We start from the raw sequence: 24,048 nt of genomic DNA, 5'->3' as shown, positions 1-24,048 counted from the left end.
GCGAGCGCGTTGACTTAGGCGTCGCCGCTCGTATGTTCCGCCCGCGCGGCGAACCTCGTCAGCGCGCCGACGTGGCGCATCCGGCGCCGCTTCAGCCTTCCTGGGGCCACAACGGTCCCACCCGACCGTATCTCAGGCAAAATGACCGAATTCTCCGAACTGGGCCTGTCGCCCGCGACCCTCAAGGCCGTCGCCGACACCGGCTACACCACCGCCACGCCGATCCAGGCCGAGGCGATCCCCTACGCCCTGCACGGCAAGGACGTGCTGGGCATCGCCCAGACCGGCACCGGCAAGACCGCGGCCTTCACGCTGCCGATGATCGACCGGCTGGCCGCCGGCCGGGCCCGCGCGCGCATGCCGCGCGCCCTGGTGATCGAGCCGACCCGCGAACTGGCCGACCAGGTCGCCGCCTCCTTCGAACGCTACGCCAAGGGCCAGAAGCTCTCCTGGGCGCTGCTGATCGGCGGGGTCTCCTTCTCCGACCAAGAACTGAAGCTCGACCGCGGCGTCGATGTGCTGATCGCCACGCCGGGCCGCCTGCTCGACCACTTCCAGCGCGGCAAGCTGCTGATGACCGGTGTGCAGATGCTGGTGGTCGACGAGGCCGACCGCATGCTCGACATGGGCTTCATCCCCGACCTCGAGCGCATCTTCCAGCTGACGCCCAAGAAGAAGCAGACGCTGTTCTTCTCGGCCACCATGCCGCCGGAGATCACCCGGCTCACCAAGCAGTTCCTCAACGATCCGGTGCGCATCGAGGCCTCGCGGCCCGCGACCACGGCGGAGACCATCACCCAGTATCTGGTGCGCATCCCCACCACCGACCAGAAGGCCAAGCGCACGGCGCTGCGCATGCTGATCGAGCGCGACGACGTGAAGAACGGCATCGTTTTCTGCAACCGCAAATCCGAAGTCGATATTGTCGCCAAGTCGCTGAAAACCCACGGGATGGACGCCGCGCCGATCCACGGCGACCTCGACCAGCAGACCCGCATGCGCACGCTCGAGAGCTTCCGCAACGGCTCGCTGAAGCTCTTGGTCGCCTCAGACGTCGCCGCCCGCGGCCTGGACATCCCCGACGTCAGCCATGTGTTCAACTTCGACGTGCCGCACCACGCCGACGACTACGTGCACCGCATCGGCCGCACCGGCCGCGCCGGCAAGCTCGGCCAGACCTTCATGATCGTCACGCCGGCCGACAGCCGCAACCTCGACAAGGTGCTGAAGCTGATCGGCAAGGCGCCCGAAGAGATCAAGCTCGAGGCCGACTGGGCCAACATCAAGGACGAGCCGCGCAGCAGCCGCGGCGGCGACCGGGGCCGCGCCGGCGGGCGCAGCGCGCCGTCCAGCCGCGACCGGGACCGTGACCGCCGTCCTCGCCCGGTGCCCGTCCACGGCGAGGTGGCGTCCATGACGCCCTTCGATCCGACAACCGCGCCGACGCCGTCGGACGACGCCGCGCCAAAGCCGGAGCGCTCCGAACGCGGCGGACGCGGCCGTGGCCGGGGTCGCCGGGGCGAAGAGCGTCCCGCGACCGACGCCGCCGCGCCCGCCCACCTGGACGCTGCGCCCATCGAGGCAGCCGCCCCCGCGCCGGCCCGGGAACCTCAGCCGCAGCCCGAACGCGCGCCTCGCGAGCGTCAGGAACGCGACCGCGGCCCCCGGGCCCGGGACGACCGTCCCCAGCGTACCGAGGGCGGCCGCGACCGAGGCCGACAAGAGCGCGGCGGCGAGCGCAACGACCGTGGCCGCGACCGCGACGATGGCGATGACGGCGTGGTGGGTTTCGGCCGCGACGTGCCGGCCTTTCTCTCGCGCCCGCCGCCGCCTCGTTCGGAAGACTAGGGTCATTTCGAAAATCACCCGCCAGATGCCGCGCCCTTTAACCGGTCGTTGGGTGTTGCGGCGGTAGATTTGCTCTCAACTGTAGGCGGCTCGCATAAGGTGAGCGGCCTGGTTGGGAAGCTTTGACCATGTCGGTGGACGTTCAGACCGCGCTCCGCAGCCCGAAATCCTATGACCTCGCGCGGACCGCGCTGGAGGTGATGGAGGCCAACCAGGTTTGGCCGACGGTGCGCAATTTCGAACTCTGGGTGCACTACGTCGCCGAGAAGGAAAGTCCGCTCGCCCAAGAGATCGACCGCCTGCTGGCGGCCGGCGAGCCGATCACCGAGACGCTGGGCGCCGAACTGGCCGCCATGTACCTGCCGGAAGCCAAGCTGAACGGCGACATCCTGGAAGCGGGCGACGTCCTGTCCAAGGAATTGCAGAGCGTCACCGCAGCTATCGAAAGCGCCCAGAAATCCAGCGAGGAATACGGACAGGAACTGGCCATCGCGTCCGGCCGTCTGCAGGACGGCGAGGACGCCGGCGAGGTCAAGGCCGTGGTCAAGGACCTGACCGCCGCCACCAAGAAGGTGCAGGACGAGACCGTCGTGCTGGAGACCCAGCTCGCCGAGACCACCGCCGAACTCGGCCGCCTCCGCGAGAGCCTCGATCAGGTCCGGCGCGACGCCATGACCGACGGCCTGACCAACCTCGCCAACCGCAAGGCTTTCGACGAACGCCTTGAAGCGACTTGCGAAAAGGCCGACGCCGACGGCGAAGGCATGACCCTGGCGATCATCGACATCGACCACTTCAAGGGCTTCAACGACGCCTGGGGCCATCAGATCGGCGACCAGGTGCTGCGCTATGTCTCCAGCGTCATCGGCCGCATGGGCGCAACGCCCCGCATGGCCGCCCGCTACGGCGGCGAGGAGTTCGCGATCATCTTCCCGAGCGAAAACGGCCGCACCGCCCGCGCTGTCCTGGAAGAGATCCGCGAGGAGGTGTCCTCTCGCTCGCTGAAGCGCCGCTCGACCAACGAGGACCTGGGCACCATCACCGTCTCGGCGGGTTATGCCGAACGGATCACCGGCGAAAGCACCATGAGCCTGGTGGAACGCGCCGACGCGGCCCTCTACGCCTCCAAGCACGCCGGCCGCAACCGCACCACCGCCGCCCAGCCCATGGCCGCCGTCGCCGCTGCCTGAGCCGGCTCGCCGGGAAGCGTTTGCCCCTAGGCTGACGCGGCGTAGAGTCTTTTAGATCGAGCGCAAGTCTCGAACTGGAGGACATCAGCCATGGACGGCGCCCAACCCACTCCGAAGGTGCGGACCGAGATCAAGGACCGCATCGGCGTTATCACCCTCAACGATCCGGCGACGCTGAACGCCGCTGGAATTGAGCTGATGGACGGCCTGCGCGCCGCCTTCGACGCCTTCGTGGCCGACGCCAACGTCCGCGCCATCGTGATAACCGGCGAGGGCCGCGGCTTCTGCTCCGGCGCCAACCTGTCGGGCGGCGGCTCGCGGATCACCGAGAACCGCAACGGCCCCAACCAGTCGCTGCTGCAGGTCTACAATCCCTTCGTCAGCGCGGTGCGCAAGTCGCCCAAGCCCCTGGTCGCCGCGGTCAACGGCGTCGCCGCCGGCGTGGGCGCCTCGCTGGCGTTGATCTGTGACCTCTGCGTCGCCGCCGAGAGCGCCTATTTCCTGCAGGCCTTCCGCCGCATCGGCCTCGTGCCGGACGGCGGCGCCACCTACCTGCTGCCGCGCCTGGTCGGCAAAGCGCGGGCCATGGAGCTCACCCTGCTGGGCGAGAAGCTGCCGGCCAAGACGGCGCTGGAATGGGGCATGATCAACCGCTGCGTCCCCGACGCCGAGCTGATGCCCACCGCCATGGCGCTGGCCGGCCAGCTGGCCGACGGGCCGATTTCGCTGGGCTACACGCGCAACCTGATCTGGGCCTCGCTCGACGCCGCCTGGCACGATCAGGTGGAGGCGGAGGCCTACGTCCAGGGCGACGCCGCCCGCACGGAGGACGCCCGCGAAGGCATCATGGCCTTCGTCCAGAAACGTCCCGCCGAGTTCAAGGGCCGCTAGTTCCGGCTTAACGCCGGGCCGGCTAAAAGCGCCGCCATGAGCCAGAACCGGCCGCTCGCGGTCTTCGCCTACGACTTCGACGGCACGCTGGCGCCCGGCAACATGCAGGAGCACGCCTTCATCCCTGACGAGCTGGGGATGAGCCACGCGGACTTCTGGGCCGAGGCGCGGGAGCTGGCAATCGGCCAGCGCGGCGATCCGATCCTGGCCTACATGCACCTGATGCTGGAGAAGGCGCGCGGCCGCGGCATCGAGCTGTCGCGTGACGCCTGGGTGCGGCGCGGCGCCAACCTGCCGCTCTTCCCCGGCGTCGAGGGCTGGTTCCAGCGCCAGACGGCCCGCGCCGCCGAACTTGGCCTCGACCTGCGCCATTTCATCATCTCGTCGGGCAACCGCGAGCTGATCGAGGGCTCGCCGATCGCGCGCCACTTCGAGCGGATCTACGCCTCGGCCTTCCTGTTCGACGCCAACGACGACGCCATCGGCGCGGCGCTCGCGGTCAACTACACCTCCAAGACCCAGTACCTGTTCCGCATCAACAAGTGGACGCTGGAGGAATGGGACGACGAGTCGATCAACAAAGTGGTCGCCAAGAACGAACGCGCCGTGCCCTTCGACCGCATCGCCTTCTTCGGCGACGGCCAGACCGACATCCCCTGCATGCGCCTGGTCACCGACCAGGGCGGCGCGGCGGTCGCGGTCTACAATCCGGCGGTCGAGAAGAGCCGCGCCGCGGCCAAGCGCCTGCTAGATGATGGCCGCGCCCGCCACTCCGGCGTCGCCGACTATTCGGAGGGCTCCGACCTCGACCTGATGGCCGACGAACTGCTGCGCGAGATGGCCGCCCGGGTCGGCGCACACGGCCTGGCGCTCTGGCCGCAGGGGCCGCAAGCCTAGCGGACGCGGACGATCACCACGGCCACGGCGATGGCGACCAGGCAGAGCGTCAGCACGATCGCCCCGGTCCGGAGCGCCAGCTTCAACAGGCTGATCTGCAACGCCCAGCGCGGCCAGGGCCCATGGATCAGGCGGTATTCCGCGTCGATGTCGGGCGGGCGTTCGGGGTCCATGGCCCATAGTGGCCCGTCGGGTGGGCGAAGTCATGGCCGCCGGCGGGACGTGGCCGAAAGACGCCTGGAGCTGCGTTATTCGTTGCGTAACCCGTCCGTGGCGTCATGATGGACAGATTGTCGCACCCCGGCAGAGTGCCTATAGCGTCCCAATGACCGCCATTCCTTCTGGCAAACACGCGCTCATCATCGAAGATGAGATGCTGATCGCCCTCGAAGTCGAAAGCCTGTTGCACGACTTCGGCTTCGAGAGCTGCGACATCGTCGACAACCCCAAGGATGCGTTGAAGAGCGCCATGGCGCACCGCCCGGATCTGGTCACCGCCGACCTGCGCATTGTCGGCGGCACCGGCGTGGAAGCCGTCACGGCCATCACCGAAAAGCTTGGCCCCGTGCCGCACATCTACGTCACCGGCAACGCCGACATGCTGACCGGCGCCACGGCCGCGCCGGTGGTCGACAAGCCGCTTAGCCGGCGCGCGCTGGCCGAAGCCTGCCAACGGGCCTGCGCGGCCTGAGGCGCTCATGCGCACCCTCGCCGTCCGCTTCCCGCCCGGCGTGGGTCGGCGCTATTCCTCCGACAGCCCCCGCACGAACTCCGGCAGCCAGGGATTTCGGCCCGGCTTCATCCGCTCGGACCGGTAGATGTGGATCAGGTCGGCGTAGGCGCGGTCGAAGTCCTTGTTGACGATGACGTAGTCGGCCGCGCGCCAGTGTTCGATCTCGCGCTTGCCGAGCGCCAGGCGCTGTTCGATGACCGGCTCGCTGTCCTGAGCGCGCGCGTGCAGCCGGCGCGCCAGATCCGACCAGGAGGGCGGGAGGACGAAGACCCGGACGCTGTCGTCGGGCGCCCGCTCGGCCACCTGCGCCGCGCCCTGGTAGTCGATGTCGAAGAGCACGTCCTTGCCGGCCTCCAGGGCGGCCATCACGGGCCCCTTCGGCGTGCCGTAGAGGTTGCCGTTGACCTCGGCCCATTCCAGGAGCTCGCCCGCCGCGATCATCGCCTCGAAGGCCTCGCGGGTCTTGAAGAAGTACTCGCGCCCTTCCTCCTCGCCAGGTCTAGGCGCCCGCGTGGTGGCCGAGATCGACAGGATCATGTCGGCGTAGTCGGCCACCAGTCGACGCGACAGCGAGGTCTTGCCGGCGCCGCCGGGGCTCGACATCAGGAGCAGCAGGCCCCGACGAACAGTCTCCCAGGGCTTGGCGTGGTCGTCCGCGGTCGCCGCGTTCACGGTTGCTCACTCCACATTCTGCACCTGCTCGCGGAACTGCTCGATGCTGGCTTTGAGGTCGAGGCCAACGGAGGTCAAGGCGCCCGAGGCGGACTTCGAGCAGAGGGTGTTGGCCTCACGCATGAATTCCTGGGTCAGGAAGTCCAGCTTGCGCCCGACGCCGCCGTCCGTGCCCAACAAGACGCGGGCCGCGTCGACGTGCCCGCGCAGGCGATCCAACTCTTCCTGCACGTCCGCCTTCACCGCCATGGCGGCCGCCTCCTGCAGGATGCGCTCCTCGCTCACCGCCTCACCAGCCAGTTCGGTCATCCGCTTCTCGAAGCGGGCCTTGATGATCGCCGGCTGACCGCCCGCCAGCGCGGACGCCTTGGCCGTCAAGTCGCCGATCTGGGTCACCAGGCCGGCCAGCACGCCCTCCAGCGCCCGGCCCTCCTCCGCGCGCCCGGCCGCAAGGCCATCCAGCGCCACGCCGATCGAGGCCGCCATGGCCGCCTCCAGGGCCGCCTGGGCCTCGGGATCTTCCACCGCGTCGGCCGCCTCGATCACGCCGCGCAGAGCCAGGAGGCCATCCAGACTGGGCGGCGCGACCTGCCCTTCGAGCACGTAGGGCGCGCCGGCCGCGAGATAGCGCTCCAGCTGCTCGAGGTTCAGCCGCACCGCGCCCACGCCCTCGGCGCGCTTGGCCTGCACGCCGACGGTCAGCTGGCCGCGTTGGAACCTCGCCTGCGCGCCCTCCCGCGCCGCCCGCTCCAGCCCCTCGAACCCCGGCGGCCCGCGGAACCGGACCTCCAGGTTGCGGCCGTTGACGCTGCGCGCCTCCACCGCCCAAGACCACGCGCCCAGCGAACCCTCGGCCCGCCCAAAGCCCGTCATGCCGGAAATGGTCATTTGCCGCCTCCCGCCGCGGCGCGGGCCCGCTCGATCGCCCGCCACTTGGCCACGTTCGCCTGATGTTCGGCGAAGGTCGAGGCGAAGACGTGCCCGCCGCTCCCGTCGGCCACGAAATAGAGCTCGTCTGACTTGGGCGGATTGAGCACCGCGGCCAGCGCCGCGCGGCCCGGGTTGGAGATCGGCGTCGGCGGCAGGCCCGCGATCCGGTAGGTGTTGTAGGGCGTCGCCGTCACCAGCTCTTTCATCGTGATGCCGTGGCCCAGGGGCCGGCCCTTCGTGATGCCGTAGATGATGGTCGGATCGCTCTCCAGCTTGATCCCCTGGCGCAGGCGGTTCTCGAACAGGGCGGCGATCCGCGGGCGCTCGGCCGGGATGCCGGTCTCCTTCTCGACGATCGAGGCGAGCGTCACCGCCTCCTCAGGGGTCTTCAGCGGCAGGTCCGGCGCGCGCCCGGCCCAGAGCTGGGCCAACAGGGCGTCGCGGGCCGCCATCATCTTGGCGATCACCTCGCCGCGGTCCTCGCCCCGCTCGATCTGGTAGCCGTCCGGCAGGATCGAGCCCTCAGGCGGGGTCTCGATCACGCCGGTCAGCACCGGCTGGGCGCGCACGGCGTCGGCGACCATGTCGCTGGTCCAGCCCTCCGGCGCCACGACGAAGCGCTTGACCACCTTGCCCTCGGCGATCGCGTTCAGCACCTGGGCCATCGGAGCGTGGCTCGGGAACTCATATTCGCCGGCCTTCAGATGACGGCCCGATCCGCCCATCTTGGCCGCCAGGTAGAAGACGTCGCGCGAACCGATGACCCCGGCGGCCTTGAGCGCGCTGGCGATCTGGCCGACTCCCGCGCCGTGCGGCAGGATCACATCGGTGGCGCCGCCGGCCCGCGCCGCGGGGCCCGGGCCGCGATAGGTCCAGTAGACCCAGCCGCCCGCCAGGAGCGCGACGATGACAAGGGTGCTGAAGACTCGGCGGATCATGCTCAGCGGACCTTGCCCTTTTCGGACCGGCCTGCGCCCCCATTTCTTGAGGATTCGGCGTGGCCTGCGGCTCACGAGACCTTCTTGAACACCACCGACGCGTTGGTCCCGCCGAACCCGAAGGAGTTGGAGAGCGCCACGTCGATCTTCATCGGCTTGGCCTTGTGCGGCACCAGATCGATCTCGGTTTCCACAGACGGATTGTCGAGATTGATGGTCGGCGGTGCGATCTGATCGCGGATCGCCAGCACCGAGAACGCGGCCTCGATGGCTCCGGCCGCGCCCAAGAGGTGCCCGGTGGCCGACTTGGTTGAGCTCATGGTCGCGTTGCCCGCCGCATCGCCCAGCAGGCGGGTCACCGCCCCAAGCTCGATCTCGTCGCCGAGCGGCGTCGAGGTGCCGTGGGCGTTGATGTAGTCCACCTCGGCCATGGACACGCCCGCGTCCTTCAGCGCCGCCTTCATGGCGCGGAAGCCGCCGTCGCCGTCGTCCGCCGGCGCGGTGATGTGATAGGCGTCGCCGGCCAGGCCGTAGCCGGCCACTTCGGCGTAGATCTTGGCGCCACGGGCCTTGGCGTGCTCGTACTCTTCCAGCACCAGGACGCCCGCGCCCTCGCCCATGACGAAGCCGTCGCGGTCCTTGTCGTAGGGGCGGCTGGCCTTCTCCGGCGTGTCGTTGAAGCCGGTCGACATGGCGCGCGCGGCGATGAAACCGGCCATGCCCACCGGGCAGATCGCCGCTTCGGCCCCGCCGGCGATCATCACGTCGGCGTCGCCGTATTTGATCAGCCGGGCCGCGTCGCCGATGGCGTGAGCGCCGGTGGCGCAGGCCGTCACCACCGCATGGTTCGGCCCCTTGAAGCCGTAGCGGATCGAGACCTGGCCACTCGCCAGATTGATCAGGGCCGAGGGGATGAAGAACGGGCTGACGCGGCGCGGGCCCTTCTCGTGCATCTCGATGGAGGTCTTCTCGATGGTGGCTAGGCCGCCGATGCCGGAGCCGATCATCACCCCGGTGCGCTCGCGGCCCTCGACGTCGTCCTCGCCGGGCTGCCAGCCGGAATCCTTCACGGCCTCGTCGGCCGCGGCGATGCCGTAGAGAATGAAGTCGTCGATCCGGCGCTGATCGCGCGCAGATAGCGTCTGGTCGGGATCGAAGGAGCCCGGGACGTCCGGCCCGCCGCCGCCGCGCCCATCGACGCGCGGCACCTCGCCGGCCACGCGGCAGGCGAACTCCTCGGTGATGTCGAAGGTGGTGATCTTCCCCAGGCCAGACTTGCCGGCCAGGATATTGGCCCAGCTGATCTCCGTGCCCTGACCCAGCGGGGTGATCAGGCCGATTCCGGTGATGACGACTCGACGGGTGCTGCTCACGGGCGCGGTCCTCAAAGGAAGACCGCCGGAGCCGGGGCGAAACCCCGACCCGGCGGTCTGAAAACCTTAAGCCGAATCAGGCGTTTAGGCTGCGCCGAGACGCTCTGCGATGAACTTCACGGCATCGCCCACCGTCTGGATGTGCTCAGCCGCGTCATCCGGGATTTCGATGTCGAATTCTTCCTCGAAGGCCATGACCAGCTCGACATTGTCGAGGCTGTCGGCGCCCAGGTCGTCGATGAAGCTGGCCTTCTCGGTCACCTTCTCCGGATCGGCGTCCAGGTGCTCAATGACGATCTTGCGGACGCGTTCTAGGACGTCGGACATTAGGTAGGTCCCTTTAAAGTTCAGGCTTTGCATCGGCGAGCCGGGCTTTGGAGTCAACTCCACAGTCTCGCTCACCGCAATTCGCTGCGGCGTTAGCATGTTCCCATGTGGGAAGGCGAGAGCTTCAAATCACTCCCTCTAGATCATCGCCATTCCGCCGTTCACGTGGAGGGTCTGGCCGGTGACATAGGCCGCCTCGTCGCTGGCTAGATAGACGCAAGCCGCGGCGACATCGGCGCCGGTGCCGAGGCGCGGCGTCGGGATGGTCCCCATGATCTGCGCCTTCTGGGCCTCGGTCAGGCCGTCGGTCATCGGGCTCTCGATGAAGCCGGGCGCCACGCAATTGACGGTGATGCCGCGGGTGGCGACCTCCTGGGCGAGCGCCTTGGAGAAGCCGATCATCCCGGCCTTGGAGGCGGCGTAGTTGGCCTGGCCGCCGTTGCCGGTGACGCCCACCACCGAGGTGATGCCGATGATCCTGCCATGGCGGCGGCGCATCATGCCCTTTGTCGCCGCGCGGCTGAGCCGAAAATAGCTCTCGAGGTTGACCTTCAGCACCTCCTGCCAGTCCTCGTCCTTCATGCGCAGGAGCAGGCCATCCTTGGTGATGCCGGCGTTGGCCACCAGGATGTCGACCGGCGCGCCGGCGGCGGCCTCGGCCGCCTCGATCAGCCCGTCCACCGCCGCGGCGTCGGAGAGATTCGCCGCCACCGCCGCAGTGCGTGCGCCAAGTTCGGTCGCGCGTTCCTGCAGCACCGCCTCCCGCGTGCCGGAGAGCACCACATAGGCGCCCTGGTCGTGCAGCGCCCTGGCGATCGCCGCTCCGATGCCGCCCGTGGCGCCGGTGACAAGCGCGGTCTTGCCGGTCAGATCGAACATTTAGGCTCCCAAAGGCTCTTGATTACAGACTGGCGGCGAAGGCTTCGAGGTCGGCGGGCGAATTGAGCGGCGTCGCCTCGGCGTCCGGCGCAATGCGCTTGGCCATGCCCGACAGCACCTTGCCGGCGCCCGCCTCGGCGAAGCGGGTCACGCCGCCCGCGCCTGCCAGCCAGAGCATGCTTTCACGCCAGCGCACCCGGCCGGTCACCTGCTCCACCAGCATCCGGCGGATCGCCTCGGGATCCAGCGTCGGCTGCGCGGTGACATTGGCCACCAGCGGCGCACGGGGCGCGAGGATAGTCGCTGTGGCGAGCGCGGCGGCCATCTCGTCGGCCGCCGGCTGCATCAGCGGGCAATGGAAGGGTGCGGACACGTTGAGCAGGATGGCGCGCGCGCCCAGTTCCTTGGCCTTCTCTATAGCTAGGTCGACCGCGGCCTTGGCGCCTGAGATCACCACATTACCGGCGTTGTTGTCGTTGGCGACCACGCAGACGCCCACGACCGACCCCGCCGCGGCGGCTTCCTCGGCCAGGGCGACGTCGCTCTTCGGCCCGATCAGCGAGGCCATCGCGCCCTCGCCCACCGGCACGGCCCGCTGCATCGCCTGACCGCGCAGTTTCAACAGGCGCGCGGTGTCGGCCAGGCTGATCGCGCCGGTCGCGGCCAGCGCCGAATATTCGCCAAGGCTGTGGCCTGCGACGAAGGCCGCCTTCTCCACGCCCACGCCGAATTCCTTCTCCAGAGTGCGCATCACCGCCAGGCTAACGGCCATCAGCGCCGGCTGGGCGTTTTCGGTGAGGGTGAGCTGATCTTCCGGGCCCTCGCGCATCAGCTTTCCGAGCTTTTGCCCCAGCGCTTCGTCGACCTCCTGGAACACCTCCCGCGCGGACCCAAATGCGTCGGCCAAGTCGGCGCCCATGCCCACGGCCTGGCTGCCCTGGCCGGGAAAGAGGAAGGCGAGGCTCATGCGATAACTCCGGATAGCTTTGAGGATCGGGCTCTATCGATTCCGCCGGGCGAGGGTTACGGAATAAGGAAAGCCCCGGCAAGGCGGCCAAGATCCAGGGAGAGTGCGATGCGGGCGGTGGTTCGGCGCAACAAGCAGCTGGTCTGCGACGAGATCGCCGAGTTGGAGCCGGCGGCCGGCCAGGTGCTGGTGAAGACGCTGGCCTGCGGCATCTGCGGCTCCGACCTGCATGCCCTGCACCACATGGAGCATATGATCGAGCTCGGCCGCCGCGCGGGCGGCGGCGACAACGGCTTCGACCCCGGCGCCGACACTGTCTTCGGTCACGAGTTCTGCGCCGAGATCCTCGACCATGGCCCAGGCTCAGCGAAAGCGCTGAAGGCCGGGACCCGGGTAGTCAGCGTGCCGATCACGCTTACGGCCGGCGGAATGGAGGCGCTGGGCTTCTCCAACCGCCTGCCCGGCGGGTTCGCCGAGCGCATGGTGCTGAGCGAAGCCCTGATCCTGGCGGTGCCCAATGGCCTCGCCACCGACCAGGCGGCGCTGACCGAGCCGTTCGCCGTCGGGCTGCACGCGGTCGCCAAGGCGCGGATGGACGCCAACTCCGTGGCGCTGGTCGTCGGCTGCGGCCCGGTAGGGCTGGCGGTGATCGCCGCGCTGAAGGCCGGCGGCCACGGCCCGGTCATCGCCGCCGACTTCTCGCCGCGCCGCCGCGCCGCCGCCGAGAAGCTTGGCGCCGACATCGTCATCGACCCGGCCAAGGAGTCGCCGCACGACCGCTGGGAGGGCCTGGGCGTGCCCAAGGCCCGCGGCGCCCAGCAGATGATGCGGATGATGGGCGGAAGCTTCGGCCGCCCCGTGGTCTTCGAATGCGTCGGCGCGCCCGGCATCGTCCAGGCCCTGATCGAGGCGGCGCCGGCCGGCAGCCAGATCGTCGTGGCCGGGGTGTGCATGGAGACCGACCGCATCGAGCCCTCGATCGCCATCACCAAGGAGATCGAGCTCACCTTCGCCTTCGGCTATTCGCCGGAAGAGTTCGCCCAGACCCTGCATAATATCGCGCAGGGCGTCATAGACGTCACCGGCCTGGTGACCGGCCGGGTCGGCCTCGACGGCGTGGCGGGCGCGTTCACCGCGCTCGGCGACCCCGAGGCTCACGTGAAAATCCTCGTCGAACCGGCCGCTTAGGGCCGCCAAACCCTAGGACCGATTGTCGCGCCCGACCGCCGATCCCGGCGGCGCGCGCGCCCTGAATTGAACCTGGCGGATGCATCCGAAGCCTTGCCGCGGCCGTACAATGGTTAACGACGAGGCCGACAACGATAAATCAGGTTCCAGACGTCGCCTGACTCGTCACGTAAATACTGGAAAATTCCCCTGACAGGGGAACTCGACGACCGTTAAGGTTGTCCGCGCCCGTTTGACTTGGTTAACGGCGAAACCGAGCAATCAAATCTGACTCAACCTAAGCGTTCAGTCGCTTCCGGCACGTCTATGCTTAATCTTGACAGTTGGTAAACGCGCAACTAATGGCTAAGATTAATAAGACGTTACTGCCGGGGTGAACTATGCCCCGGCGACCGTATCACCCGGGGGTTTCATGGCTTACCGCAACATCCTGCTCGCCGCGGCCCGTGCGCTCGCGCTTTCCACCCTGGCCGGCAGCGCCTTCGCCGCCGGCACGCTGAACGCGTCCGCGGTCTCCAGCGTCATCGTCGTCTCGCCGACCACGCTCACCAAGACCCAGGACATGAACTTCGGCACCGTCGTTCGTCCCAGCGGCGCCAACGGCAACACCACCTTCATCCTCGACACCGCCAACAACGTCACCAAGAGCGGCGGCGACGGCTCGGTGGTCGCCAGCACCACGACCTCGGCGAAATTCAGCCTCGTCACCACCCCGGCCATCGCCTTTTCGGCCGGCGCCGTGCTCAGCTTCGCCCCGGCCGGCCAGCTGATCAACATCGCGGCGGGAACCCCGCTGATCACCGGCGCCACCGGAAGCGGCCCGACCTTCAACCTCGCCGCCAACGGCACCGCGACGCTGAGCTACGGCGGCCAGTTCGACGTCACTCCGTCCACCGTTCCGCAGACCTACACCGGCACGCTGGCGGTCACGATCACCTACAACTAGCCGCGGGCGATCCCATTCGAGACAGGCATGGCCGCTCGCCAAGGGCGGCCATTCTTGTTTCCAGGGGCGCCCTCGCCTCTCGCGTCACGGGGCCGCGGCACACATCGCATTAATCATATGCGGCGAAGCTTCCGACTCGCCGAGGCTCAATCCCGGGCCCGACGCGGACATGGGGCCGGCAGGACGATCCGCCGCACGGATCAAACGCTGGAACAGAGCTTGCGGGCCGGACCACCACCGATGGATAATGCCCTGGGTCTCGTGCTCCGCCGTTCTCGGCGATCCCTGCCGGGCCACAGACCAGTACCGGCGTCCTGTTCATGAAGCTCCCGGCCCTCTTCACCGCACTCTGTGCGCTCGCGTCCCTGGCGGTGGGTCCAGCGTCAGCTCAGCCTGCGCCGGCAGCCGCCCAGCCCACGCCGGCGGCGGCGGCTCAGGCCGCGGCGGCCGCGCCCAGCGGCGCGAACCTCAACATCTCGCCCAAGCGGGTGACCTTCGACCGCAACCACCGATCGGCGACGGTCTACATCTTCAATCAGGGTTCGGCGCCCGGCACCTTCGATATCTCGCTCATCGACCGGGTCATGACGCCGGACGGCCAGATCCTGCCGATCACCGAGGCTCAGGCGAAGCCTGAGAACAAGGCGATCGCCGATCAGGTGCGGTCGGCCCAGGATATCCTGCAGGTCGCCCCCCGGCGCGTGACGCTCGCCCCCGGCCAGGGCCAGACGATCCGCCTGCGGATCACCGGCGCGCCCGCCGACACCGCCGCGACGGAGCTGCGCAGCCACCTGACCATCGCCACCCTGCCGCCGCGTGAAGCCGGCACCACCGCCGACGCCGCGGCCGCCAACGCCCAGACCGGCCAGCTGCGGTTCCAGATCAACGCCCTGCTCGGTCTCAGCATCCCGGCCATCGTGCGCCTGGGCGAGCTGGACGTGCGGGCCGGCCTCGAGAATCCCCACGTCAGCCTGGAGAAGCTGAGCGGGCCGAACGGACCGGAGACCCCGGCGCTCAGCCTCGACCTGGTGCGGCTGGGATCGAACTCGCTGTTCGGCAACCTCGAGGTCCGCGTTCAGGGCCAGCCGAAGAGCCCGGCCCTGGGCCTGTCTCGGGGGGTCGGCGTCTATACCGAGATTGGCCGCCGCGTGATGCACATCCCGCTCAGCCGCGCGCCCGCGCCGGGTGAACATCTGGAGGTGACTTTCACCGACGACGACACATCGCCGGGCAAAGTCCTTGCGAAGCTCGTCCTTTAATCGCGCCGCACTTTTCGTGACGGCGGCCGCGGTCCAGCTCTGCGCGACCGGAGGGGCGGCCGTGGCCCGCGAAGCCGACGTCGGCGATGCGATCAGCGCCCTGCTGCTCGGGGCCCGAGGGCCGCCCGTTCGCGCCGCGCCGCGCGGCGGTGCGCCATCGCCGGGAGACGCGGTCGCCAAGTACCTCGTCACCGGCCAGCAATTCCATGCCATCGCGCGCGCGCCACTCGAGCGCGCGCCTGTGCTTTTGGCGTCCAACGGCCGGGCCGCGGCCCCGGAAGCCCTCGCTGGCGCCCGGCCCTCCAACGGCGGCGCGGGCCTTGCGGCCCAATCCCCGGCCAGCCCGCCCGGGGCGTCCTACGACCGGATCGGCGCCCTGCTGACCGGCGGCGCCCAGCCTCCGCCCACCGCGCCCAGCGGGCCGCCGCCGGTCGCGGTGACCAGCGCGGTCTCGACCTCGCGCTTCCCGGCGCCCGATCCGCAGACCCTACTGTTGCTGGCGGTCCAGCTCGACGACCTCAATCTGGCGGACGGCATGGCCGCCTACGGTATGCCCGAGGATCCGCAATTACCGGTCGGCGAGCTAACGCGCCTGCTGGAGATGGACGTCGACGTCAGCCCCAGCGACGGGCGCATCACCGGCCGCATCGGCGAGTCCCGCCGCGCGCTCACCGTCGATGTGGCCACCAACACCGCCCGCATCGGCCCGTTGCAGATTCCGCTCGAGCCCGGCGACGTGGTCGTCGAGCCCGGCGAGATCTATGTGCGCGCCTCGGTTCTGGCCAAGCTGCTGCCGCTGCAGTTCGCCGTCGACCCGCGCAACCTGCAGATGAAGCTGACGGCGACCGAAATCCTGCCCCTGCAGGGCCGTCTGGCGCGCCTGGCCCGCCTGCGCCAGGGCGCCACCAAGCCCGCGACGCCGGTCCTGCGGGTCGAGGAACCCTATCAGCTCTTCAGCCCGCCCTCCTTCGACGTGGCGCTGGGTCTGGGCGCCCAGAACGTCACGCCAAGGGCGCCGACCCAGTACGACATCCGCCTGGGCGGCGATCTGCTCTATTCCGGCCTGCAGGCCTATTTCGGGTCGGACGACACCGGCAAGCTGACCACCGGCCGCGTTCTGCTGGAAAAGCGCTCGGTCGATGGCGATCTGTTGGGGCCGCTGCACGCGCGCGTGGTGGGCCTGGGCGACGTCTTCACGCCGGGTCTGGCGATCGGGCCGCGCAGCCTCGGCGGCCGGGGCGTTGAGCTCTCCACGGCGCCGCTCGACCAGACCAGCGTCTTCAACCGCGTCGACCTGCGCGGCGAGCTGCCGATCGGCGACGATGTCGAGCTCTATGTGAACGACGTCCTGCAGGGCTCGCAGAGCCAGGCGGTCAACGGCCAGTATGAGTTCCTGTCCGTGCCCCTGACCCAGGGCGTCAACGTCGTGCGCATCGTGACCTATGGCCCGCACGGCGAGCGCAGCGAGGAGACGCGGATCATCAACGCCGGCGGCGGCCTGCTGCACAGGGGCCAGGTCACCCTCGACTTCGCCGCGGTCGATCAGAACGAGCCCTTGCTACACATCGGCGACACCTCCGACCCGTTCGTCATCGACCACATCACCGGCAAGCCGCGGGTCATCGCCAATCTGAACTACGGCCTGACCCAGTATGTGACGGTCACGGCCGGCGGCGCGCTCTACACCGACCAGCTGGGCGTGCAGCGCCAGCTCGCCACCGGCGGCGTCAAAAGCTCCATCGCCGGCTTCGCCACAGAATTCGATCTGGCCGCCGACAACCTGGGCGGCGAAGGCGCCTCGATCGGTCTGGCCGGCCGGCTGTTCGGAACCAACACCGTGCTGCGCCACTCCGAATACCGCGGCGGCCTGCTCGACGAGAACAACGCGGAAGCCGATCTTGAGCGCCCGCTCCTCCGGCGGACCGAGCTAGACCTCGACCGCAACATCCAGTTCGGCGCCCAGCCGATCCCGATTTCCGTCCGCGCCCTGCGCGACGCCTATGCCGATGGCGGCGTCAACTGGATCACCCAGGTGCGCGGCTCCGCCTCCTTGGGGCCCCTGCTCTATTCGACCGGCTTCGAATACGACCACGACCTACTCGTCACCGGCCAGGTCAGCGACTTCCTGAAAGGGTTCGTCGGGGTCTCGACCTTCCGGAAATACCAGTGGCAGGTGCGCGCGACCCTGGACTATGTCGCTGTCCCCGATTTCCGGCTGAGCAGCCTGGAAATCCTCGCGGACCGATCGATCAACGACACCTGGGCGCTTCGCTTGGGGCTGACCGGCGAGCTGGACACGCCGAAGGACTTCTTGCTGCTGGCCGGCACGACCACCAAGACCAAGTTCGGCGACCTGGCGCTCACCGGTCAGTACGACACGCGGCAGGGCACTTGGCGGCTGGGCGCGCAGATGAACTTCGGCATCGGCTACAATCCGGAGAAAGGCTACCAGCTCACCCGCTCCGGCCCCGGCTCCGGCGGCTCGGTCTCGTTCCACGCCTTCATCGATTCCAACGGCAACGGGGTCTACGACGCGGGCGAGAAGCCGGTGGCCAATGTCAGCCTCGAGGGCGGCAGCCTGAAGGCCAAGACCGACGCCGACGGCCGCGCCTACCTGAGCGGCTTTGGGTCCGGCCCCACCGCGCGTCTGCTGGTCGGCATCTCCGAGATCGAGGATCAGCAGGTCAAGACGCCGCCCAGCGTCATTGAGTTCACGCCCCGGCCGGGCGGGGTGACCCAGATCGAATACCCGATGCGGCCCACCGGCGAGGTGATGGTCACCGTCAAGCTGCACCGCCCCGACGGGGTCCTGGTGGGGCTCTCCGCCACCCGCGTGCGGCTGGTCGACGCCAAGGGTTTGGCCCTGGAAGGCGTGACCGAGTTCGACGGTTCGGTGAACTTCCTCGACGTCCCGGCCGCCACCTACCGGCTCGAGCTCGACAAGGAGCAGGCCGAGCGCCTGCGCATGCGCCTGCTGGCCCCGGTCAGCATCACCATCAAGCCCGACGGCTCGGGTGCGCCCGACACCATCGCCGAGGTGGAATTCCAGCCGCGCGACGACGCCCCCGCGCCGCCGCCGGGCTGAACGTCGCCTCTTGGGTCGCCTCTGGGGTGCGTCCGCTGGGCTCGGCCGCCGGTTCCGGCTAGACTGGGAATCCCCCGGGGATGAGGCGTACAAGCGTTCTTCAAGTGGCGACAACCAGGCTCTTCCGGCCGAAACTTCCTCGGCAAGGCGCCGCTCAAGCGCTGGGACTGGTGCTCGTCCTGGCGGCGATCGTCGGCCCCGCGCGGGCGACGCCCAACTACACCGTCCAGGTCACCACCAACGCCGACCTGGGCCGGGTGACCTCGGCGGCGAGCGGCGACACCAACTTCCGCGTCGACCCGACCACCGGCAATGTCACCATCACCAATGGCGGCGGCGCCGTGCGCTCCAGCAACGGCGCGACCCGGGCCATGGTGACCATCAGCTGCACCGGCGCGACCGGCGATTGCAGCAAGAACATCAACGTGCAGCTGACCAGCGCGGGCGGCCCCCTTGGCCGGGCCCGGGCGCTGACCCGCCTCACCTTCACCATGGGCACCGCCGTCCTGGCCGGCGGCCCCGGCCTGCCAGGCTCCGGCAGCTTCACCATCGGCCCGATCGGCCTGAATTCGTCGAAGACCTTCTTCGTCGGCGCCGACATGGCCATCGCCGCCGACGATTCCGGCCTGGCGACCGGTCCCGCCGAAGCCGATTTCTCCGTCTTCACCGCCGAGGCTCCGACATCGCCGACGAGCGGTCCCAACGGCCGCTTCCTGGCGACGATCCTGCGCCAGCTTTCGATCACCAAGACCCAGGACCTGGTGTTCGGGGTGGTCTCCACGCCGACGAGCGGCAATGGCACGGTGACCATCGACCCGGCGACCGGCGCGCGCACCACCGTCGGCGCCGTCGGCTTCGGGACGCCGACGCCCACCCAGGCGACCTTCAACGTCACCGGCGAAGGCGGCCAGGCGTTCAGCGTGACCATCCCCGCGACCTTCCAGATGACCGGCCCGCAGTCGATGACCGTGACCACCACCAACTCGGCGGGCGCCGCGCCCATGCTCGGCGGAGCGCTCGGCTCGCAGGGCAGCTTCAACTTCGGCGTGGGTGGTCAGATCGCGGTCAATTCGACGACGCCGAACGGCAGCTACACGGGCAATTTCACCGTCACCGTGGCCTATAACTGACGCCGGCATGACGCCGCGTAACCTTGCGCGCGACAAGCTCCGCGGCGCGGTGTAGAAGGCCGCAAATCAGGTCAGAGAATTCAGGGGAGAACCACTATGAAGACGCTGCTCGCCACCCTCGCCGTCGGCGCGACTGTCGCCGCCGCCATCGCCGGCTCGGCTTTCGCCGGCCTTAAGGAGGGCGCCAAGGCCCCAGACTTCACCGCGCCGGCTTACCTCGCCGGCCAGCCCTTCACCTACAAGCTCGCCGACGCGCTCAAGAAGGGCCCGGTGGTGGTCTACTTCTTCCCCGCCGCCCACACCCAGGGCTGCAACATCGAAGCCCACCTGTTCTCCGACGCCATCGACCAGTTCAAGGCCGCCCACGCCACGGTCATCGGCGTCACCGCCGGCAACGTCGATCAGCTGTCCGACTTCTCCAAGGAGACGGAACATTGCGGCGGCAAGTTCCCGGTCGCCGCCGACCCGGGCGCCAAGATCGCCAAGCAATATGACTCGGTGCTGACCCAGAAGCCGGACTGGTCGGACCGCACCTCCTACGTGGTCGCCCAGAACGGCGACATCGTGAAGGTCTACTCCAACCTGAACCCCAACGAGCACGTCAACGAGACGCTCGCCGCGGTTAAGGCGCTCAAGAAGTAGTCACGCCGCACGGCTGACAATTGCGCGCGGAGGCCGGCCACGGCTTGCTTCCGCGCCGTTTTTCCCCTATCAGCCCGCCTCTTCATGGAGAGCGGTCTCTCGCGGAACACCAATGGGTCGGGACCATCCCGGCCGCCGCGCCAGAGATCCATCGTTTCCAGCGGACCTTCCGCCCCTGGACGCGCCGCCCTCCCAACGGAAGAAGGAACCTATGGCGCTCTACGAGCACGTTGTTATTTCGCGGCAGGATATCTCGCCGCAACAGGCTGAAGCCCTCAACGACACCATGAAAGCTCTGATCGAGGCCGGCGGTGGCACCGTCGCCAAGATCGAGTACTGGGGTCTTCGCAACCTGACCTACCGGATCAAGAAGAACCGCAAGGGGCACTACTCCCTGCTGGCCATCGACTCCCCCGCCGAGGCGGTGAAGGAGATGGAACGCCAGCTCTCCATCAACGAAGACGTGCTGCGGTACCTCACCGTCCGCGTCGACGAGCTGGAGCTGGAGCTCTCGCCGATCCTCGCCCGCCGCGATCGCGACCGCGAACGCCGCGATGACTTCCCGGCCAAGGACGGAGCGTTCTGATGACCGACGAAACCACCATTGAAGCGCAAGACACCGCGCCTGCGGCCGGAGCCGGCGGCGCGCGCCGTCCCTTCTTCCGCCGCCGTAAGGTCTGCCCGTTCTCCGGCGCCAACGCCCCGAAGATCGACTACAAGGACGTAAAGCTCCTGCAGCGCTACGTCTCCGAGCGGGGCAAGATCGTGCCGTCGCGGATCACCGCGGTCTCCGCCAAGAAGCAACGCGAGCTGGCCAAGGCCATCAAGCGCGCCCGCTTCCTGGCGCTCCTCCCCTACGTCGTGAAGTAAGGGAGCGCGAAGCACATGAAAGTCATTCTGCTCGAACGGGTCGAAGGCAAGGGCGCGCTCGGCGACGTCGTCAACGTCAAGGACGGCTACGCCCGCAACTTCCTGCTGCCGCGGTCCAAGGCGTTGCGCGCCAACGCCGCCAACCTCAAGGTGTTCGAAGGCCAGCGCGCCGAGATCGAAGCCCGCAACGCCAAGGCCAAGGAAGCCGCCGGTGGGGCCGGTGAGAAGCTGGACGGGACGTCCTACATCCTGATCCGCCAGGCCGGCGAAAGCGGCCAGCTCTACGGCTCCGTGGCCGGCCGCGACGTGGCCGACGCGGTCAACGCCGAAGGCGTCTCGAAGATCGACCGCGCCATGGTCGTCCTCGACAAGCCGATCAAGACGCTCGGCCTGCACGAGGTGAAGGTCCGCCTGCACCCCGAAGTCACCGTCACCGTGACCCTCAACATCGCCCGCTCGCAGGACGAAGCTGAGCGTCAGGCGCGCGGTGAGAACGTGATCGACTCTCAGTTCGAGGAAGATCGCATCGCCGACGAACAGGCCCAAGCCGACCTTCTCGAGGGCGGCGCGGGCTCGCAGGACACGGGCTTCGGCGAGGCTTAGCGGCCACATAAGAGACACATAAAGAGGGCGCGGAGGCCATCTCCGCGCCCTTTTTTGTGCACTGTGGCCAAATTGTCATTTACGGCGTCACAAAGCACCTTAGCTAAGCCCCCGAATGGGTCAGGACGGGCCTCCGCCCGTAGTCATTTCGGGGATTAAATCTATGAAAACTCGCATACTTCTGTTCTCCGCGGTTTCGGCGGCGAGCCTCTTCGCGACCGGCGCGCTCGCCCAATCCAAGACCGCCACCTCCGCCGCGGCGACGGCCTCCTCCAATGTCGAAGAGCTCGTGGTCACCGGCAGCCGCGCCGAGCCGAAGTCGCGTCTGGAGACGCTGGCGCCGGTCGACGTGGTCACCGCCAAGACCCTGCAGACCCGCGGGTCCACGGAGCTGGCCGCGGCGCTGGCCGCCACCATCCCGTCGCTGGACTTCCCGCGTCCGTCGAACACCGACGGCACCGACAGCGTGCGCCCGCTGACCCTGCGCGGTCAGGGTCCGGACGAGACCCTGGTGCTGATCAACGGCGTGCGCGCCCACACCTCGGCGCTCGTCAACCTGAACGGCTCGGTGGGCCGCGGCTCCGCCGCCGTCGACCTCAACACCATTCCGGAAATCGCCATCAGCCGCATCGAGGTGCTGCGTGATGGCGCGTCTGCGATCTACGGCTCCGACGCCATCGCCGGGGTCATCAACATCGGCCTGCGCGAGGCCGACCACGGCGGCGGCGCGCAAGCGACCTACGGCGAGCACAACACCGACATCAACTTCTTCAACGCCGGCGACCAGCACCGCACCGACGGCGGCACCACCACCGTCGAGGCCTGGCAGGGCTTCAAGCTCGGCGCCGACGGCTTCCTGACGCTCTCGGCCGAATACCGCGACCAGAACCACACCAACCGCTCCGACATCGACCCGCGCTTCACGCCGAAGGTCGTCGACAGCCGGTTCGGCGACGGCGACGTCGAGGAAAGCACCGTCTACTTCAACGCCGGCAAGCCGCTGGGCGACGGCTGGGAGTTGAAGGCCTGGGGCGGCGGACAGCTGCGCCACTCCGAGACCGCGGCCACCTTCCGCGCCGCCAACGACGCGACCCAGAACATCCCGTCGGTCTATCCCAACGGCTACCTGCCGCTGATCAACACCCACTCCAACGACTTCTCGATCGGCGGCGCCCTGCAGGGCGAAATCGCCGGCTGGAAGTCCAACTTCAGCGTCGACTACGGCTGGAACAATCTGAAGTACGGCGTCGAGCACACCCTGAATCCGTCGCTCGGCCCGACCTCGCCGCACTCCTTCTACGCCGGCCAGATGACCTACGATCAGACCGTGGGCAACGCCGATTTCCACCGCGACTTCGACATCGGAACCGCCGGTCCGCTGAGCGTCGCCTTTGGCGCGGAAGCGCGCGACGAGCAGTTCAAGATCGGCGCCGGCGACCCCGGCTCCTATGAGCGCGGCACGGTCGCCCCAACGCTGGCGCTGGGCTCGCGCGGCTTCTCCGGCTTCACGCCTGAGAACGTCATCGACAAGAGCCGCACCAACGTCGGCGGCTACGTCGAGCTGGAAGACAAGCTCACCAACTGGTTCACCGCGTCGGCCGCCGTGCGCCAGGAGCACTATTCCGACTTCGGCGACAACACCTCCGGCAAGGTCGCCGCCCGCGTCGACGTGACCCCGAACTTCGCCTTCCGCGGCTCAGCGGAAAGCGGCTTCCGGGCGCCGAGCCTGCAGCAGGAGTACTTCACCTCCACCGCGATCCTGTTCATCAACGGCATCCCGTTCGACACCGGCACCTTCCCGTCGATCAGCCCGACCGGCAAGGCGCTGGGCGGCAAGCCGCTGGAGCCGGAAAAGTCAAAGAACTACTCGGGCGGCTTCGTCTATCACCAGGGCCACCTGGAGATCACGGTCGACGCCTATGAGATCGACGTGAACAACAAGATCGTGCTGTCGGAAACCCTGACCGGCAGCGCCACGGCCGCGCCCGGCACGGATGCCGCGGTGATCTTCAATCTGTTGAACCCCTTCGGCGCGTCTGCGGCCCGCTTCTTCCTGAACGGCGTCGACACTGTCACCAAGGGCGTCGACTATTCGGTCAGCTACCGGCTGCCGACGGACGACTTCGGCGACTTCGACTTCACCGGATCGGCCAACACCAACAAGGTGGACGTGACCAAGACCCCGGCCACGCCGGCGACCATCCTGCCAGTGCCGATGTCGCTGTTCGCCCGCCAGGCGGTGCTGCGCTTCGAAAAGGGCCAGCCGGACTACAAGGTCACCCTGCAGACCGATTGGACGAGGGGCGCCTGGGGCGGCACCCTGCGCTCGACCTTCTACGGCGACGTGCTCTCGCCCGGCACCGCGCTCGACGGCAGCCAGGACGTGCACACCGGCCAGCGCAGCATCTGGGACCTGGAAGGCCGCTACACCTTCCCGCACGACGTGACCGTGGCTCTCGGCGCCGACAACCTGTTCGACGCCTATCCGCGGCAGGTTCCGGTGGCGCTGAACACCACCGGCGCCGCGCCCTTCACCTCCTTCTCCCCCTTCGGGTTCGAGGGCCGGTTCCTCTACGGGCGCGTCAGCATTCAGTGGTGATCTGAGGCGCCGCTTCGGACGCGAAAACGGAACGGGCGGGCTGGTTCTCCAGCCCGCCTTTTTCGTGCGCCCGGTATGGCC

23 protein-coding genes are annotated in these 24,048 nt (G+C 68.6%); 15 read left to right on the top strand and 8 right to left on the bottom strand.

The window, feature by feature from the left end:
• Window positions 1-141 precede the first annotated feature (141 nt).
• The 4 genes from VKQ35_RS15450 to VKQ35_RS15435 all read left to right on the top strand — a co-directional run bounded on the left by VKQ35_RS15450 (window position 142) and on the right by VKQ35_RS15435 (window position 4,826).
• On the top strand, window positions 142-1,848 hold the full coding sequence (locus VKQ35_RS15450; protein ID WP_324363171.1) for a DEAD/DEAH box helicase: 1,707 nt from the start codon (window positions 142-144) through the stop codon (window positions 1,846-1,848).
• Between the two features lie 128 nt (window positions 1,849-1,976).
• The gene (locus VKQ35_RS15445) at window positions 1,977-3,038 is read left to right on the top strand and encodes a diguanylate cyclase (protein ID WP_324363169.1); all 1,062 of its coding nucleotides are present in this window, start codon (window positions 1,977-1,979) and stop codon (window positions 3,036-3,038) included.
• Between the two features lie 90 nt (window positions 3,039-3,128).
• Window positions 3,129-3,929, top strand: coding sequence for an enoyl-CoA hydratase/isomerase (locus VKQ35_RS15440; protein WP_324363167.1), 801 nt, complete (start codon window positions 3,129-3,131; stop codon window positions 3,927-3,929).
• Between the two features lie 36 nt (window positions 3,930-3,965).
• Window positions 3,966-4,826: an HAD family hydrolase gene (locus tag VKQ35_RS15435; RefSeq protein ID WP_324363165.1), complete on the top strand. Its 861-nt coding sequence runs from the start codon at window positions 3,966-3,968 to the stop codon at window positions 4,824-4,826.
• Here the strand turns inward: VKQ35_RS15435 and VKQ35_RS15430 are convergent.
• Complete coding sequence (locus VKQ35_RS15430; protein WP_324363163.1) at window positions 4,823-4,999, bottom strand: hypothetical protein; 177 nt, start codon at window positions 4,997-4,999, stop codon at window positions 4,823-4,825. The two genes, VKQ35_RS15435 and VKQ35_RS15430, sit on opposite strands and share 4 nt — an antisense overlap.
• A gap of 152 nt (window positions 5,000-5,151) precedes the next feature.
• On the opposite strand from VKQ35_RS15430, the gene VKQ35_RS15425 reads away from it, so the two are divergent.
• The gene (locus VKQ35_RS15425) at window positions 5,152-5,517 is read left to right on the top strand and encodes a response regulator (protein ID WP_324363161.1); all 366 of its coding nucleotides are present in this window, start codon (window positions 5,152-5,154) and stop codon (window positions 5,515-5,517) included.
• 51 nt (window positions 5,518-5,568) lie between these two features.
• Here the strand turns inward: VKQ35_RS15425 and gmk are convergent, their stop codons facing one another.
• The 7 genes from gmk to fabD all read right to left on the bottom strand — a co-directional run bounded on the left by gmk (window position 5,569) and on the right by fabD (window position 11,645).
• The gene (gene gmk / locus VKQ35_RS15420) at window positions 5,569-6,162 is read right to left on the bottom strand and encodes a guanylate kinase (protein ID WP_324363239.1); all 594 of its coding nucleotides are present in this window, start codon (window positions 6,160-6,162) and stop codon (window positions 5,569-5,571) included.
• Window positions 6,163-6,237: 75 nt separating this feature from the next.
• Window positions 6,238-7,119: a YicC/YloC family endoribonuclease gene (locus tag VKQ35_RS15415; RefSeq protein WP_324363159.1), complete on the bottom strand. Its 882-nt coding sequence runs from the start codon at window positions 7,117-7,119 to the stop codon at window positions 6,238-6,240.
• Entirely contained in the window at window positions 7,116-8,099 is a 984-nt protein-coding gene (gene mltG, locus VKQ35_RS15410; RefSeq protein ID WP_324363156.1) for an endolytic transglycosylase MltG, read from the bottom strand. The genes VKQ35_RS15415 and mltG overlap by 4 nt, the downstream gene beginning before the upstream one ends.
• Window positions 8,100-8,170: 71 nt before the next feature.
• A complete protein-coding gene (fabF, locus tag VKQ35_RS15405) occupies window positions 8,171-9,472 on the bottom strand; it encodes a beta-ketoacyl-ACP synthase II (protein WP_324363154.1) in 1,302 nt (433 codons plus the stop codon).
• A gap of 84 nt (window positions 9,473-9,556) precedes the next feature.
• Window positions 9,557-9,799 carry an acyl carrier protein gene (locus VKQ35_RS15400; protein WP_309606033.1) on the bottom strand — a complete coding sequence of 81 codons (243 nt, stop codon included), beginning with the start codon at window positions 9,797-9,799 and terminating at the stop codon, window positions 9,557-9,559.
• Between the two features lie 138 nt (window positions 9,800-9,937).
• On the bottom strand, window positions 9,938-10,678 hold the full coding sequence (fabG, locus tag VKQ35_RS15395; protein WP_324363152.1) for a 3-oxoacyl-[acyl-carrier-protein] reductase: 741 nt from the start codon (window positions 10,676-10,678) through the stop codon (window positions 9,938-9,940).
• Between the two features lie 22 nt (window positions 10,679-10,700).
• Entirely contained in the window at window positions 10,701-11,645 is a 945-nt protein-coding gene (gene fabD, locus VKQ35_RS15390; RefSeq protein ID WP_324363150.1) for an ACP S-malonyltransferase, read from the bottom strand.
• Window positions 11,646-11,753: 108 nt separating this feature from the next.
• Between fabD and VKQ35_RS15385 the strand changes: the two genes are divergently transcribed.
• The 10 genes from VKQ35_RS15385 to VKQ35_RS15340 all read left to right on the top strand — a co-directional run bounded on the left by VKQ35_RS15385 (window position 11,754) and on the right by VKQ35_RS15340 (window position 23,967).
• A complete protein-coding gene (locus VKQ35_RS15385) occupies window positions 11,754-12,833 on the top strand; it encodes a zinc-binding dehydrogenase (protein WP_324363148.1) in 1,080 nt (359 codons plus the stop codon).
• A 412-nt stretch (window positions 12,834-13,245) separates the two neighbouring features.
• On the top strand, window positions 13,246-13,779 hold the full coding sequence (locus VKQ35_RS15380; protein ID WP_324363146.1) for a DUF4402 domain-containing protein: 534 nt from the start codon (window positions 13,246-13,248) through the stop codon (window positions 13,777-13,779).
• A 320-nt stretch (window positions 13,780-14,099) separates the two neighbouring features.
• A complete protein-coding gene (locus tag VKQ35_RS15375) occupies window positions 14,100-15,038 on the top strand; it encodes a hypothetical protein (protein WP_324363144.1) in 939 nt (312 codons plus the stop codon).
• Between the two features lie 61 nt (window positions 15,039-15,099).
• The gene (locus VKQ35_RS15370; protein WP_324363142.1) at window positions 15,100-18,123 is read left to right on the top strand and encodes a hypothetical protein; all 3,024 of its coding nucleotides are present in this window, start codon (window positions 15,100-15,102) and stop codon (window positions 18,121-18,123) included.
• Window positions 18,124-18,293: 170 nt separating this feature from the next.
• A complete protein-coding gene (locus tag VKQ35_RS15365; RefSeq protein ID WP_324363140.1) occupies window positions 18,294-19,253 on the top strand; it encodes a DUF4402 domain-containing protein in 960 nt (319 codons plus the stop codon).
• A gap of 96 nt (window positions 19,254-19,349) precedes the next feature.
• Complete coding sequence (locus VKQ35_RS15360; protein ID WP_324363138.1) at window positions 19,350-19,895, top strand: peroxiredoxin; 546 nt, start codon at window positions 19,350-19,352, stop codon at window positions 19,893-19,895.
• A 211-nt stretch (window positions 19,896-20,106) separates the two neighbouring features.
• Window positions 20,107-20,481 (top strand): 30S ribosomal protein S6, encoded by a 375-nt coding sequence (gene rpsF, locus VKQ35_RS15355; protein WP_324363136.1) that lies wholly within the window; start codon window positions 20,107-20,109, stop codon window positions 20,479-20,481.
• Window positions 20,481-20,765, top strand: coding sequence for a 30S ribosomal protein S18 (gene rpsR / locus VKQ35_RS15350; protein WP_324363134.1), 285 nt, complete (start codon window positions 20,481-20,483; stop codon window positions 20,763-20,765). The genes rpsF and rpsR overlap by 1 nt, the downstream gene beginning before the upstream one ends.
• 15 nt (window positions 20,766-20,780) lie before the next feature.
• Window positions 20,781-21,368: a 50S ribosomal protein L9 gene (rplI, locus tag VKQ35_RS15345; RefSeq protein ID WP_324363131.1), complete on the top strand. Its 588-nt coding sequence runs from the start codon at window positions 20,781-20,783 to the stop codon at window positions 21,366-21,368.
• Between the two features lie 163 nt (window positions 21,369-21,531).
• Window positions 21,532-23,967, top strand: a complete 2,436-nt coding sequence (locus VKQ35_RS15340) for a TonB-dependent receptor (RefSeq protein ID WP_324363129.1) — start codon at window positions 21,532-21,534, stop codon at window positions 23,965-23,967.
• The last annotated feature ends 81 nt before the right edge of the window (window positions 23,968-24,048 follow it).

It is taken from the genome of Phenylobacterium sp. (genome assembly GCF_035309685.1).
Lineage (GTDB): Bacteria > Pseudomonadota > Alphaproteobacteria > Caulobacterales > Caulobacteraceae > Phenylobacterium.
Note: the sequence above shows the minus strand (reverse complement) of the source record. Positions and strands in the feature narration are given on the sequence as shown.